Here is a 12613-nt window from a genome sequence, read left to right as displayed (position 1 = left end):
GAGTATCTTGATGCTGTCAGTCATGCCGCCCTGATCGCTGCCTCAATTGCAGCCGCCGACGCCGACTTCGACGCCCTGGGCTGTGTAATAAACGCGGTTGCCGCATTTCGCCATCGCCAGCACATCGGCGGTGGCGCGCATTTTGATGCGCGTGGACACATACGGCAACGTGCCCGCCGGAAGCGCATAGCTGGAAGTCAACGGATGGGGATTATCGACCGCGAGTATCGCGATCAGCTCTACACGATCCAGATCGGACGTCACCGTCAGCGGTACGATCGCGCCGTTTTCTGCCACGGCGGGGATGTTTAGTCTGAGCTTGTCGGTTCGGATAAGATCGGCCCGCGTCACGCCCAGCAGCTCGCGCAGCGCGACATCCACCTCACGCGCGGCGAAAGCCGCGTTCGATCGGCGCGAGACCGGCGTTCCTCGAAGCCGCGGACTAAACCCCGCTGCCAGCGCGAGCGCGCCCTGCAGCCACCGCCGCCGCGTTCCGTTCATGATCAGCTTCGCAATTGTCAGCTTGCAAGTATATCAACATCCGCCGCCGCGTCTCGACTTAACCAGTGCACAGACGCCTTATATATCGACGGCTACCGCCAGCGACTCACGGCGTATCGTGCTGGCGCATTGAGTGGCCGACCGATGAGTCCGGATGGTGTCAGCCGCACGCTGTAGCGCGCGCGGTCGGCCATTGGCAGATAGATGGCCGTGCCATAGGTTGCGTCTACACAGGGGATCCAGCGTTTATGACCTTGCGCGAAATTCCAGAGATTGAGACCGACATCGGCCGACAGCGGGTAAACGCTGTGCGGACCGTTGCGCGCTCGCCCGAGATCCCGGTGGCGACCGCTTAGACGCTCCAGACGGTAGCGGGCATCCAGGCCCAGCACGGTGGCGAAACCTTTCCATTTAAGCACGCGCGCATCGAGCTGCCATTCGTCACCGTCCAACACGAACGCATTTCGCGTGCCGTCCGGATAGTCGATGGTAGCGCCGAAACGTCGCGCGCCGCGCCGCGCAAAGGCCAGTTCCGCGACCGGTTGCTCATAGGTAAGTCGTGGATAAGTCCGCAGATTAACGGCCACCGCGCCTAGCAATACACCACTGGCGAGCAACAGGGCGCTAACCACGGCATGTCCGCTGGCGGCCATAATGCGGCGCCGTCGCAGACGCGCCACCGACAGCGCCAGAAACATCAGCCCCAGCAAGGCGACCGACAGGACGACCGTGTTCATACTTGATTGCGCCAGGCAAACGTGAGCTTAGGAACAGTATCGATCAAGAGCCGTCATGGTCAACCTGCAGACTCGCTCGCCTTGAAACCACTCCTGTTTTAACTTCCCTGCCTCAGGCACTTTGGGGCGTTCCGGGAGTGCAGGGTATACTCGCCTTGGAACCCTGCCAGTGATTATTGGAATATGTGCAGTGCAAGATCAGGCATTGTATTGCTGCTGCTGGCCGTGATATCGGCGCTGGCCGCCTGCGGGCAAACGGGTGATTTGTGCCTTCCCGACGATAAGCAAACCGAACGTTCCGACAAAGGCAAGGCGGGGCAGAACTAGCATGAGCGCGTGCAACACCGGGTTTGACTATCGCGGCGACCGATTATTTGCCGAAGACGTCGCGGTCGAGGATATCGCCGCGGCGCATGGCACGCCCTGCTACATTTATTCCCGCGCCGCCATCGAACACCAATGGCGGGCGTTCGACGATGCGCTAGGCGCGCATCCGCATCTGGTGTGTTATGCCGTAAAGGCGAATTCGAATCTGGCGGTGCTGAGCGTGCTGGCGCGCTTGGGCTCCGGATTCGACATCGTCTCCGTAGGCGAACTGGAGCGCGTGCTGCGCGCCGGCGGCGATCCGCGCAGAATCGTATTCTCCGGCGTGGGCAAGCGTCGTGATGAGATGCGCCGCGCGCTGGAGGCAGGCATTCTGTGTTTCAACGTCGAGTCCGAAGCGGAGCTCGATCTGCTGGCGACAATAGCCGGTGATATGGGCGTGGTCGCGCCGGTATCACTGCGGGTCAATCCGGACGTGGACGCGCGAACGCATCCTTATATTTCCACGGGCCTCAAGGACAACAAGTTCGGAATAGGCATCGAGCAGGCGCTTGAGGTGTACCGGCGCGCGGCCGAACTTCCGCAACTCAAATTGACGGGCATTGACTGCCACATCGGCTCGCAGCTCACGGATCTCGCACCATTCGTGGATGCCTTGCGGCGCGTAATGCGGCTTTCCGCGCAACTCGACGAGCAAGGTTTGACCATCGAACACCTGGATCTGGGAGGCGGTCTCGGTATCCGGTATCAGGACGAAAACGCGCCGACACCGGGTGCCTACGTGAAGACCCTGCTGGCGGGTGTCGGCGAGCGTTCAGGGCGGCTGCTGCTGGAACCGGGGCGCGCGATCGTCGGCGAGGCGGGCATCCTGGTGACGCGCGTGCAGTACATCAAGGATAACGGCCACAAGCGATTTGCCGTGGTGGATGCGGCGATGAACGATTTTCCGCGACCCGCCATGTACGACGCATGGCACCCTATCGACTCGGTCACTCGCAACCACCGCGCGCGCAACTACGTGTATGACGTCGTCGGCCCGGTATGTGAAACCGCGGATTTCATCGGCAAGTCACGGACGCTTGCGGTTCAGAGCGGCGAATTGCTGGCTGTGCGGGCCGCCGGCGCCTATGGTTTTTCGATGGCCGGCAATTACAATACCCGCCCGCGCGCGGCCGAGATCATGGTCGACGGCGCGCACGCACACCTGATCCGCGAGCGCGAGACGCTGGCGCAGCTGCTGCAGGGCGAACATCTGCTGCCTGACCATCTGTCGTCTGATTGATGACCCTGAACAATAATAATGAACGCCACGCGCAAAAACTTTTATCGCGGGCGCGCGACGCCTGTACTATAGTTGGGTTGCTGGGCAAAGGATATTTTTTGACGCACAGCAACAACATTGTTAGGGCAAGGTCGCGATCATGCGGAAGTCCCGTCACGCCAAATTTCAGTTGCTGGTGGATGGCTGTGCCACCGACCTGTACCGGTACGCCGCCTGGTTAACAGGCGATCCCGCGGTCGCCGAAGATATCGTCCAGGATACTTACCTCCGCGCATGGCGCGCGCTGGATGGCCTGAAAGCGGTAAAGGCATCCCGCTACTGGTTGTTCACTTTGCTAAGGCGCGAGCATGTCCGGCACCGCGTGTTGCCACCCGCGCGGGTGGCGCAAACGAATTGCGAAACCATGACCGCGGATACCAACCCTTTTGACCCCAATGTGGAAGTCTGTGTGGTCAGGCGTGCATTGTCCGTGCTGCCGCCGGACGAGTGTGAGGCCTTGATACTGCAGGTTATCACCGGCTTTAGTTGCGATGAGATCGCCACCTTGCTCGGCATCAGGGTCAGCGCCGTGACCACGCGCGTCGCCAGAGCGCGCAGACAGGTGCGGGATTCGCTGAGTGGGGCAACAACGAGCCGCTCCACCACGGCCCGAGCTTGAACTGCCTGGATTTCCGCCGCCGGTGGCTAACCACGCCGGGAGAGCGCGATATGGAACTGGCCCGGCATGAGCGTGCCTGCGCCAGCTGCCGGCAATTCGCGCGCCGGGGTTCGCAGTTCGAACGAAAACTGGCGAACGCAGTAGCGATCGAAGTGCCGGCCAGCCTTGCTGAACGCATCCATCGACGACGGGACTTCAGCGAGCGGGTGCGTCAGCGGCAGGTGCGCCCGTTGCGCTACGCGCTGATCGCGAGCGGCCTGTTGATACTGTGTCTTGCGCTGTTGTTGTTTTACGAGTTTCTCGCGCCGCAATCCGCTGGCATTGAAGTCCAGCAGTCATTGGCTCTTAAAGCACCTGATGCCGCCGCTTCGCGGAGCACTGCGCTGACTTTTTTGACCGCGGCGGATGCGCGGCCGACAGCCCGCATCTGAACCTGTCGAGACCGGCGACATGAACCTCGCCTTTACCAAGATGCACGGGCTAGGCAACGACTTCGTTCTCATCGACGCGCTCGCGCGCCCGGTGCATCTGACCTCGGCGCAGATTCGATTCATCGCGGATCGTAGGCAGGGTGTGGGCTGCGATCAGCTGCTGCTGATCGAGTCCGCGCGGACTTCCGATGCCGATTTTCGTTACCGCATCTTCAACGCCGATGGCGGCGAGGTCGAGCAGTGCGGCAACGGCGCCCGCTGTGTTGCCCACTATCTGCACGAGCGCGAACTGATCGCACCCGCCGATGCGAAGCTGGAGACGGCAGGCGGCATCATCTCCGTGACTATCGAGCAGACGGGGCTGGTAACGGTCAACATGGGCCGGCCTGCCCTGGCGCCACCCGACATTCCATTTATCGCCGACTCACAGGCGCCGAGCTATCATCTTGAGGTCGCGGGCGAGGCAGTTGAACTCAGCGCGGTATCGATGGGCAACCCGCACGCGGTGCTGCTGGTCGACGATGTGGCGACTGCGCCTGTCGGTACGCTGGGGGCGCAACTGGAATCTCATCCGCGCTTTCCGAAGCGGGTCAACGTGGGTTTCATGCAGGTCGTCGACCGCCGCTCCATTCGATTGCGCGTCTACGAGCGCGGGGTCGGCGAGACACTCGCCTGCGGCAGCGGCGCCTGCGCGGCGGCGGTCGCTGGACGCGTGCGCGGTCTGCTCGATGAGCGCGTTACAGTCGGGCTTGCCGGCGGGGAACTTATGGTAAGCTGGCTAGACGCGCGCGCGCCGGTGCATATGACCGGCCCGGCTACAAAAGTCTTTGAGGGGATAATCGATCATGACCAGGGCGCGCACATCGAAGCTTGCGGGCGAGACGTTGTCCGATCCCGCGATCGAGCATTACCTTCGTGAGCATCCGGAATTCTTCGAGCGTCACAGTGGCCTGCTGGAAACCCTGGCGGTTCCGCATGTGCGGGGTGGCGCGGTGTCTCTGGTGGAACGACAGGTCGCGGTGCTGCGGGAACGCAACCGGCAGCTGGAACGAAAGCTGACCGAGTTGGTACAGGTTGCCCGGGAAAACGAAAGTTTGAGTTCACGGCTGCATCGCCTGGCGGTGGCGTTGATGGAGGCTGACGGGCTGCAGGATGTGATCGCGACCACCAGAGAATTGCTGCGCAACGAATTTCCGTCCACGCAGGTTGTGCTGAAACTGTTCAGAAATCCACGCACCGCGCTGCAGGCGAGTGCTCATCTGCTGGCCAGTGACGATCCCGCCGCCCCGCTTTTCGACGGGTTGTTCAGGAACAAGCGGCCGGTGGCGGGTCTGCTGACCGATGCGCGCGTGGACTTTCTGTTCGATACAGAGGCAGGCCAGGTCGCTTCGGCGGTCATGGTGCCCTTGGTTGACGACCGGCGGCTGGGCGTGCTGGCGCTGGGCAGTGTCGAACAGGATCGCTTTCGCGTCGGTATGGGGACGCTGTTTCTGGGCTATCTGGGGGAACTGGTCAGCCGCGCCATCGGCGCTCACCTTGGCCGCTAGCGCCGCGCGCGAACGTCCTCCACATCATGCCCATCGCACTCCAGGCGTCAATCGATAAATTTCTCGCGCACCTCACCGACAAGCGCGGCTATTCGGCGCACACCACATCGGCGTACCGGCGCGACCTCGCGCAGTTTGTGCGATATGTGACCGCCGAAGGTTGCGACAACTGGCACGACGTCGATATCGAATGCGTGCGCGCCTACGCGGCTTGGCGCCATCGCGGCGGACTTTCCGGCCGCAGCCTGCAACGCAAGCTTTCTACATTGCGCGCGTTCGCGGAATTCTTGAATGGCGAACAAGGCGTGCGAAACAATCCGGCGCGGCACGTGCGCGCGCCGCGCGCGCCGCGCAAGCTACCGTCGGTACTGGACACCGATCAGATGCAACGCCTGCTGCAAATCGATGACGATGATCCGCTGTCGCTGCGCGATCACGCGATCATGGAGCTGGCGTATTCTTCCGGTCTGCGACTGGCCGAACTCGTGTCGCTGGATCTCGCGAGTCTGGATCGCGCCGACGGTGTGGTGGACGTAATTGGCAAGGGCGCCAAGCAGCGCAAGGTGCCGGTGGGCCGCTTCGCCTGGGAAGCGCTGGAGCTATGGCTGCGGGCGCGACTGCCGCTGGCCACGGCGGGCGAGACGGCGTTGTTCGTCGGACGCTCCGGGCTTCGTTTGACGCCACGCGCGATCCAGTATCGAGTGCGTGCCTGGGCGCGGCGGCGCGGAATCGCTAGCCACGTCCATCCGCACATGCTGCGCCACGCCTTCGCCAGCCATCTGCTGGAATCCTCCGGCGACCTGCGCGCGGTGCAGGAGCTGCTAGGTCACGCGGACATCGGCACCACGCAGGTTTATACGCATCTGGATTTTCAGCACCTGGCGCAGGTCTACGATAAAGCCCATCCGCGCGCGCGCAAGTAACGCCTTTGCTGAACATAAGCCCGTGGACCATGAACGGTGGGTCATCTCGCTGTCAACGGTTACAATGCATGTTTTCTCCAACAGGGGCCGGTTTTGCAGCAATACAGAGGAACGACGATTTTATCCGTGCGGCGCGACGGCAAGGTGGCGCTCGGGGGCGACGGGCAGGTGACCCTGGGTCAGACGGTTATGAAGGCCAATGCCCGCAAGGTGCGCCGACTGTATCAGGACAAGGTCATCGCGGGTTTCGCGGGCGGCACGGCGGATGCATTCACGTTGTTCGAACGTTTCGAGGGCAAGCTCGAAAAACACAGCGGCCAGCTTACGCGCGCCGCGGTGGAACTGGCGAAGGACTGGCGCACCGATCGGATGCTGCGCCGGCTGGAGGCGCTGCTGGCGGTGGCCGATGCGGATGCGTCGCTCATCATCTCCGGCAATGGTGACGTGATCGAGCCCGAGCAGAGCCTGATCGCGATCGGTTCGGGTGGTCCCTACGCGCAATCCGCGGCGCGCGCGCTATTGGAAAACACCGAACTTTCCGCGCGCGAGATCGTGGAGAAGGCCTTGAATATCGCCGGCGACATCTGCATTTACACCAATCGAAACATTTCTATCGAAGAGCTTTAGCATACAGGCTCCGGCGCGGCTTGCATAAGCCATCTCGCGCAAAGACGCAATTGCGAGGAAAGCGGTACTGTTGGCTGGCCCGCAGGGCTAAAGTCAAGATCTCTTATTTGCGCCTTGGCGAGAGGGTAAACCAGCATGTCTGAAATGACCCCCAGAGAAATCGTTCAGGGCGAGCCGGGAAAAGGCGGACTGCCTGAATGGCAGTCCGCCACGGCGAGCGACCGCACAGGGATGTGCGGGCTGGGCCGCAACCATGGACGGTTATGGAGTAGCCGAGAATGACACAAATGACACCACGAGAAATTGTTCAGGAACTCGACAAGCACATCGTCGGTCAGACGGACGCCAAGCGCGCGGTGGCGATCGCGCTGCGCAACCGCTGGCGCCGTTTGCAGTTGTCCGAGCATCTGCGCGGCGAGGTCACGCCCAAAAATATCCTGATGATAGGTCCGACCGGCGTCGGCAAAACCGAAATTGCGCGCCGCTTGGCGCGGCTGGCCAACGCGCCGTTCATCAAGGTAGAGGCCACCAAGTTCACCGAGGTGGGCTATGTGGGCCGCGATGTCGAATCCATCATTCGCGATCTGGCGGATGCCTCGATCAAGCTTACGCGCGAAGCCGAAGTCGCGAAGGTGCGTTACCGCGCCATCGAGGCCGCGGAGGAGCGTGTTCTTGATATTCTGCTGCCGCACGCGCGTTTCGACGGAGAACCGGCTGAGGAAAAAGATTCCGGCACGCGGCAGAAATTTCGCAGGAAACTGCGTGAGGGCGAGCTGGACGAAAAGGAGATCGAGGTCGAATTGCAGCAGTCGTCCATGGGCGTGGAGATCATGACGCCGCCGGGCATGGAGGAGATGGCCGGTCAATTGCAGAACATGTTTCAGAATCTCGCCGGCTCACGCAGCAAGAAACGCAAGCTGCGCGTCGATGAGGCTCTCAAACTGCTGACCGACGAGGAAGCGCACAAGATGGTCAACGAGGAGGAGCTGAAGACGCGCGCATTGCAGAACGTGGAACAGAACGGCATCGTTTTCATCGACGAGATCGACAAGGTGGCGCGGCGCGGCGAATACAGCGGCGCGGACGTGTCGCGCGAGGGCGTGCAGCGCGATCTGTTACCGCTGGTGGAGGGCTGCACCGTAAGCACCAAGCACGGCATGGTGCGTACCGACCATATTCTGTTCATCGCCTCCGGCGCGTTTCATCTGTCCAAGCCCTCCGATCTGGTGCCGGAGCTACAGGGTCGTCTGCCGATCCGAGTGGAGCTCGCCGCGCTAAAGGCGCAGGACTTCGTGCGTATCCTTACCGAGCCCGACGCCTCGCTGACCGAACAATATTCAGCCCTGCTCAAGACCGAGGGCATGGATGTGAGCTTCAGCGCCGACGGGATCGAACGTATCGCCCAGGTCGCGCACGATGTGAATGAGCGCACCGAAAATATCGGCGCGCGCCGGTTGCACACCGTGATGGAGCGTCTGCTGGACAGCCTCTCATTCGCCGCGCCCAATCGCAACGGCGAGGCGGTGACAATCGATGCCGCGTATGTGTACAAGCATCTGGGCGACCTTATCAAGGACGATGATTTGAGCCGGTATATTCTGTAGTCGGGACTCGGGACTCGGGACTCGGGACTCGGGCAACATCAACTTACGTTTACGATCAGAACCGCGATGGCAAAACCCCGGCCCACCGATATCGCACTTCATCAAAAATCGCGCGTACTGGAAATTACGTTTGATGACGGCGCGCGCTTCGATTTGTCGTGCGAGTATCTGCGTGTGTATTCTCCGTCGGCGGAGGTGCGCGGTCACGGACCGGGTCAGGACGCGCTCCAGGTCGGCAAGGAAAATGTGGGCATAGACGCGGTAGAGCCCGTCGGCAACTATGCCGTCCGGCTGGTGTTCGACGACGGTCACAAGACCGGCATCTTCAGCTGGGATTATCTCTACGAACTGGGCGCCCGGCAGGCGGCGAACTGGCAGACATACCTGGAGCGGCTTGCGAGCGCCGGTCATCAACGCAAACTCAAAGGTTAGAATCAGGTAAATCAGCGCGCCACCGTCCGGGCGCGGCCGGTAACATGCAACAGCGCAGATCGATCAAGAATTCAACGGGCCAGGAATTTCAGCAAGCAATGAAAACCACACACTTCGGTTTTGAGCGCATCCCGGCGAGCGACAAGCGACGCAAGGTCGGCGGCGTGTTTCGCTCGGTCGCGCCACGCTACGACGTCATGAACGATCTGATGTCGTTTGGCATCCATCGACTCTGGAAATTTTACGCGCTGCTATTGACCAATGTACGCCGCGGCCAGCGGGTGCTGGATATGGCCGCCGGCACCGGCGATCTGGCGTTGCGTCTGGCCGGCAGGGTTGGACCCGGCGGCGAAATGGTGCTGTGCGACATCAACGATGTGATGCTGACCCAGGCCCGCGATCGTATGATCGACCGCGGGCTTGCGGCCAACGTGCGCTATGTGCTGGCTGACGCCGAGCGTCTGCCGTTCACGGATGATTATTTCGATCGCATTACCATTGCGTTTGGTTTGCGCAACGTCACGGATCAGAATGCCGCGCTGGCGGCCATGCATCGGGTGCTCAAACCTGGCGGCTCACTTCTGGTGCTGGAGTTTTCCAGACCTCAGGCCTGGCTCAAGCCGCTATACGATCTGTATTCATTCAAAGCGCTGCCATTGATGGGGCGGCTGGTGGCGGGGGATGCGGACAGCTATCGTTACCTCGCCGAATCCATCCGCGTGCATCCCCACAAGAAGGCACTGCTGGGGATGATGACGTGCGCCGGCTTCGAGCGCTGCAACTATTACTCCATGAGCGCCGGCATCGTGGCGGTGCATCGGGGCTACAAGGTCTAGCCCAGAGCGGCGCCGCAGCGCGATCTCGTGTGCCGGTTCGCAGTGCGCATTTTGGGGAGGTATTGTGAGCGGGCCGCTTGCCGGCTCGTCTCGATCATAAAACTCAAGGCAATGAGCCGCAACGGCGTGTTGCCCGTTACTGACGCTATATATAACCCATGAACCTTGCAAAACTCGGCGCACCATTGCTGGAACGCGCGCTTAACGCCTATTTGAGCCTTGATGGGGAGACCGCGGCCCGCCTGGCGACGATTTCCGGCAAGCTGATCGCGATCAAGCTTGTCGGTCCGGACGTAAGCTTGCTGGTACGGCCGCTGGCGAGCCGAGTGCAGGTGAGCGCGCATCCCGTGTTCGAACCCGACACGGTAATCCGCGGCTCGCCGCTGGCGCTCACACGGCTCGGTGCGTCGAATGCGCACGCCGGGCTGCCGGGCGATGGCGTGGAAATTCGCGGCGATGCGGAAGTCGCCCGTGTGTTTCAAAGCGTGCTCGCCGGCGTGGAGATCGACTGGGAAGAATGGCTGGCCAGCCACATCGGCGACATCCCCGCGCATCAGGCCGGTAACGCGGCGCGCGGTCTTATCACCGGTGTTGCCGGCGTGGTCGACAAGCTGCGCATGAACGTTTCCGAATACCTGCAGGAAGAGGCGCGTGTGGTGCCCACGCGTATCGAGGTCGAGCAGTTCATGGACGAGATCGATCTGCTGCGCGGTGAGGTCGATCGTCTGGAAGCGCGCGTCGAGCGACTTGCGCGTTCCGGTTCCGCGCCGCGGGAGGCGGGCGACTGAGTATTAGCATGGAATTGGGCGCGCGCGGATTCATGCGCGACGCCTGCCGTACCCGATGAATAATTCCAGACCTGTCAATGCCGCGTGGATGGTGCCGTCGATGCCCGTGTGTGCGGCGCAGCGTAGGTTGCCATGATGCCGCGGACAGCGCACACAAGATGCTAGGCCCCCGTCAGATTCTGCGCATGCTGCACATCAATCTTGTGCTGGTGCGTTACGGGCTGGACGAGCTGGTGTTCTCCATCCGCGTGTTCAAGCCGTTCAAGTTTCTCCTCTGGTTCATGCCGTGGCGCTGGGTCCGGCGCACACCGGCGCCACAGGGCAAACGGTTGCGCCGCGCGCTGGAAGACCTCGGCCCGATCTTTATCAAGTTCGGCCAGATGCTTTCCACGCGCCGCGATGTGCTGCCGGACGAGATCATCGATGAACTGTCACTGCTGCAGGACCGAGTGCCACCGTTTGCGGGTGCTGCGGCACGGGCAGTAATCGAGAAAGCATACGGTCATTCGCTGCACGAGTATTTCGCGTTTTTCGATGAGGCGCCGCTGGCGTCGGCATCGATTGCGCAGGTGCACGCCGCGCGCCTGCATGACGGAGCCGAAGTCGTTGTCAAGGTGCTGCGCCCGGACGTGAAGCGCATCATCCGCCGCGATCTGGATTTGCTGCACTGGTTCGCGGGCCTGGCCGAGCGCTATTGGATCGAAGGCCGGCGCCTGCACCCGCGCGCCATCGTCGCCGACTACGACAAGACCATCATCGACGAACTGGACCTGATGCGCGAGGCGGCCAATGCCAGTCAGTTGCGGCGCAATTTCGAAGATTCGGCGCTGTTGTATGTGCCGCAGGTCTACTGGCCGTACACGCGCCGCGAGGTGATGGTAATGGAGCGCATCCACGGCATCCCCATCAGCGACACGGATCAGCTGCGCGCGCACAACGTGGATTTAAAGAAATTGTCGGCGCGCGGCGTGGAGATCTTTTTCACGCAGGTCTTCCGGCATAATTTCTTCCACGGCGACATGCACCCCGGCAACATCTTCGTGTCTTACGAGACACCGCACGAGCCGCAATATCTGGCGGTGGATTTTGGTATCGTCGGCAGCTTGTCGCCGCTGGATCGGCGTTATCTCGCGGCGAATTTCCTGGCGTTTTTCCAGCGCGATTACCAGCGCGTGGCGAAACTGCACCTCGAGTCCGGCTGGGTGCCAGAGGGCACGCGGGTCGATGAGTTCGAGTCCGCCATCCGCACCGTTTGCGAGCCGATCTTCCAGCGCCCGTTAAACGAGATCTCGTTCGGCAATCTGCTATTGCGTCTGTTCCAGACCGCGCGGCGTTTCAACATGGAAGTACAGCCGCAACTGGTGCTGTTGCAAAAGACCTTGCTCAGCATCGAGGGTATGGGCCGTCAACTGGACCCGCAACTGGATTTGTGGCAGACGGCAAAGCCATTCCTGGATCGCTGGATGAGCGAACAGATCGGGGCGCGCGCCTTATTCGAAGGTTTCAAGCACGCGCTGCCGTCGATGATCGAGAAGTCGCCCGAGATGCCCGACCTGCTCTATTCATTGTTGAAGCAATTGGAGGCGGGTCAATTAAAAGTGGAATGGCGCAGCCACCAGCTTGAAGAGATCCGCGACGAGCTGCACATGGCTTACCGGCGTACGGTGATCGCCATCGTGGCCGCGGCGCTGCTGATGATGCTGAGCATGTATTTTTCGGAATAAAGCCTTTCGCGGCCCCCTCGTTGAGGTAGATCAAGCGCCGCAGATTGGCAAAAGCTTCTGTTACAATCCCCGCGCGATGGATGTCTCGCCGATACTCGAACCGCTCAATACCGCGCAACGCGAAGCCGTGAGCGCACCGCCGCTGCCGACCCTGGTGCTGGCGGGCGCCGGCAGCGGCAAGACGCGCGTGCTGGTGCAT

At 61.7% G+C, this 12613-nt stretch carries 16 protein-coding genes; 14 read left to right on the top strand and 2 right to left on the bottom strand.

Annotated elements, in window-relative coordinates; translation table 11 throughout:
- Positions 1-42: 42 nt before the first annotated feature.
- Entirely contained in the window at positions 43-501 is a 459-nt protein-coding gene (locus H0V34_04755) for a thiosulfate oxidation carrier protein SoxY (protein MBA2491033.1), read from the bottom strand.
- Positions 502-593: 92 nt separating this feature from the next.
- Positions 594-1238: a hypothetical protein gene (locus tag H0V34_04750; protein ID MBA2491032.1), complete on the bottom strand. Its 645-nt coding sequence runs from the start codon at positions 1236-1238 to the stop codon at positions 594-596.
- 210 nt (positions 1239-1448) lie between these two features.
- Here H0V34_04750 and H0V34_04745 point away from each other — a divergent pair, with 210 nt between their 5' ends.
- The 14 genes from H0V34_04745 to H0V34_04680 form a co-directional block, all read left to right on the top strand.
- On the top strand, positions 1449-1565 hold the full coding sequence (locus tag H0V34_04745; protein MBA2491031.1) for a lipopeptide: 117 nt from the start codon (positions 1449-1451) through the stop codon (positions 1563-1565).
- Between the two features lies 1 nt (position 1566).
- Entirely contained in the window at positions 1567-2844 is a 1278-nt protein-coding gene (gene lysA / locus H0V34_04740; protein ID MBA2491030.1) for a diaminopimelate decarboxylase, read from the top strand.
- 139 nt (positions 2845-2983) lie between these two features.
- The gene (locus H0V34_04735) at positions 2984-3502 is read left to right on the top strand and encodes a sigma-70 family RNA polymerase sigma factor (protein ID MBA2491029.1); all 519 of its coding nucleotides are present in this window, start codon (positions 2984-2986) and stop codon (positions 3500-3502) included.
- Positions 3499-3933 (top strand): DUF3379 family protein, encoded by a 435-nt coding sequence (locus H0V34_04730; protein ID MBA2491028.1) that lies wholly within the window; start codon positions 3499-3501, stop codon positions 3931-3933. Before H0V34_04735 ends, H0V34_04730 begins: the two co-directional genes overlap by 4 nt.
- 19 nt (positions 3934-3952) lie before the next feature.
- The gene (gene dapF / locus H0V34_04725; GenBank protein ID MBA2491027.1) at positions 3953-4852 is read left to right on the top strand and encodes a diaminopimelate epimerase; all 900 of its coding nucleotides are present in this window, start codon (positions 3953-3955) and stop codon (positions 4850-4852) included.
- On the top strand, positions 4779-5480 hold the full coding sequence (locus tag H0V34_04720; GenBank protein MBA2491026.1) for a DUF484 family protein: 702 nt from the start codon (positions 4779-4781) through the stop codon (positions 5478-5480). The genes dapF and H0V34_04720 overlap by 74 nt, the downstream gene beginning before the upstream one ends.
- Before the next feature lie 26 nt (positions 5481-5506).
- Positions 5507-6403 (top strand): tyrosine recombinase XerC, encoded by an 897-nt coding sequence (gene xerC, locus H0V34_04715; protein MBA2491025.1) that lies wholly within the window; start codon positions 5507-5509, stop codon positions 6401-6403.
- A 93-nt stretch (positions 6404-6496) separates the two neighbouring features.
- Complete coding sequence (hslV, locus tag H0V34_04710; protein MBA2491024.1) at positions 6497-7030, top strand: ATP-dependent protease subunit HslV; 534 nt, start codon at positions 6497-6499, stop codon at positions 7028-7030.
- Positions 7031-7308: 278 nt separating this feature from the next.
- Positions 7309-8634: an ATP-dependent protease ATPase subunit HslU gene (hslU, locus tag H0V34_04705; protein ID MBA2491023.1), complete on the top strand. Its 1326-nt coding sequence runs from the start codon at positions 7309-7311 to the stop codon at positions 8632-8634.
- 66 nt (positions 8635-8700) lie between these two features.
- Positions 8701-9066, top strand: coding sequence for a DUF971 domain-containing protein (locus H0V34_04700; GenBank protein MBA2491022.1), 366 nt, complete (start codon positions 8701-8703; stop codon positions 9064-9066).
- A gap of 98 nt (positions 9067-9164) precedes the next feature.
- Positions 9165-9902 carry a bifunctional demethylmenaquinone methyltransferase/2-methoxy-6-polyprenyl-1,4-benzoquinol methylase UbiE gene (ubiE, locus tag H0V34_04695; GenBank protein ID MBA2491021.1) on the top strand — a complete coding sequence of 246 codons (738 nt, stop codon included), beginning with the start codon at positions 9165-9167 and terminating at the stop codon, positions 9900-9902.
- Positions 9903-10060: 158 nt separating this feature from the next.
- Complete coding sequence (locus tag H0V34_04690; protein MBA2491020.1) at positions 10061-10690, top strand: SCP2 sterol-binding domain-containing protein; 630 nt, start codon at positions 10061-10063, stop codon at positions 10688-10690.
- Between the two features lie 158 nt (positions 10691-10848).
- Positions 10849-12414: a ubiquinone biosynthesis regulatory protein kinase UbiB gene (ubiB, locus tag H0V34_04685; GenBank protein MBA2491019.1), complete on the top strand. Its 1566-nt coding sequence runs from the start codon at positions 10849-10851 to the stop codon at positions 12412-12414.
- Positions 12415-12490: 76 nt separating this feature from the next.
- A partial coding sequence (locus H0V34_04680; GenBank protein ID MBA2491018.1) for a UvrD-helicase domain-containing protein occupies positions 12491-12613 on the top strand: 123 nt, incomplete at its 3' end.

This window comes from Gammaproteobacteria bacterium, assembly GCA_013696315.1.
Taxonomy (GTDB): domain Bacteria; phylum Pseudomonadota; class Gammaproteobacteria; order JACCYU01; family JACCYU01; genus JACCYU01.
The sequence above is the reverse complement of the archived record's forward strand: the minus strand, read 5'-3'. Positions and strand labels throughout refer to the sequence as shown.

Excerpts from the sequence above, each read along its gene's own strand:
- ubiB (MBA2491019.1), top strand. The coding sequence starts at position 10,849 with ATGCTAGGCCCCCGTCAGATTCTGCGCATGCTGCACATCAATCTTGTG.
- H0V34_04735 (MBA2491029.1), top strand. The coding sequence starts at position 2,984 with ATGCGGAAGTCCCGTCACGCCAAATTTCAGTTGCTGGTGGATGGCTGT.
- dapF (MBA2491027.1), top strand. The coding sequence starts at position 3,953 with ATGAACCTCGCCTTTACCAAGATGCACGGGCTAGGCAACGACTTCGTT.
- lysA (MBA2491030.1), top strand. The coding sequence starts at position 1,567 with ATGAGCGCGTGCAACACCGGGTTTGACTATCGCGGCGACCGATTATTT.
- H0V34_04750 (MBA2491032.1), bottom strand. The coding sequence starts at position 1,238 with ATGAACACGGTCGTCCTGTCGGTCGCCTTGCTGGGGCTGATGTTTCTG.
- hslU (MBA2491023.1), top strand. The coding sequence starts at position 7,309 with ATGACACAAATGACACCACGAGAAATTGTTCAGGAACTCGACAAGCAC.
- H0V34_04700 (MBA2491022.1), top strand. The coding sequence starts at position 8,701 with ATGGCAAAACCCCGGCCCACCGATATCGCACTTCATCAAAAATCGCGC.
- ubiE (MBA2491021.1), top strand. The coding sequence starts at position 9,165 with ATGAAAACCACACACTTCGGTTTTGAGCGCATCCCGGCGAGCGACAAG.
- H0V34_04720 (MBA2491026.1), top strand. The coding sequence starts at position 4,779 with ATGACCAGGGCGCGCACATCGAAGCTTGCGGGCGAGACGTTGTCCGAT.
- xerC (MBA2491025.1), top strand. The coding sequence starts at position 5,507 with ATGCCCATCGCACTCCAGGCGTCAATCGATAAATTTCTCGCGCACCTC.
- H0V34_04690 (MBA2491020.1), top strand. The coding sequence starts at position 10,061 with ATGAACCTTGCAAAACTCGGCGCACCATTGCTGGAACGCGCGCTTAAC.
- H0V34_04755 (MBA2491033.1), bottom strand. The coding sequence starts at position 501 with ATGAACGGAACGCGGCGGCGGTGGCTGCAGGGCGCGCTCGCGCTGGCA.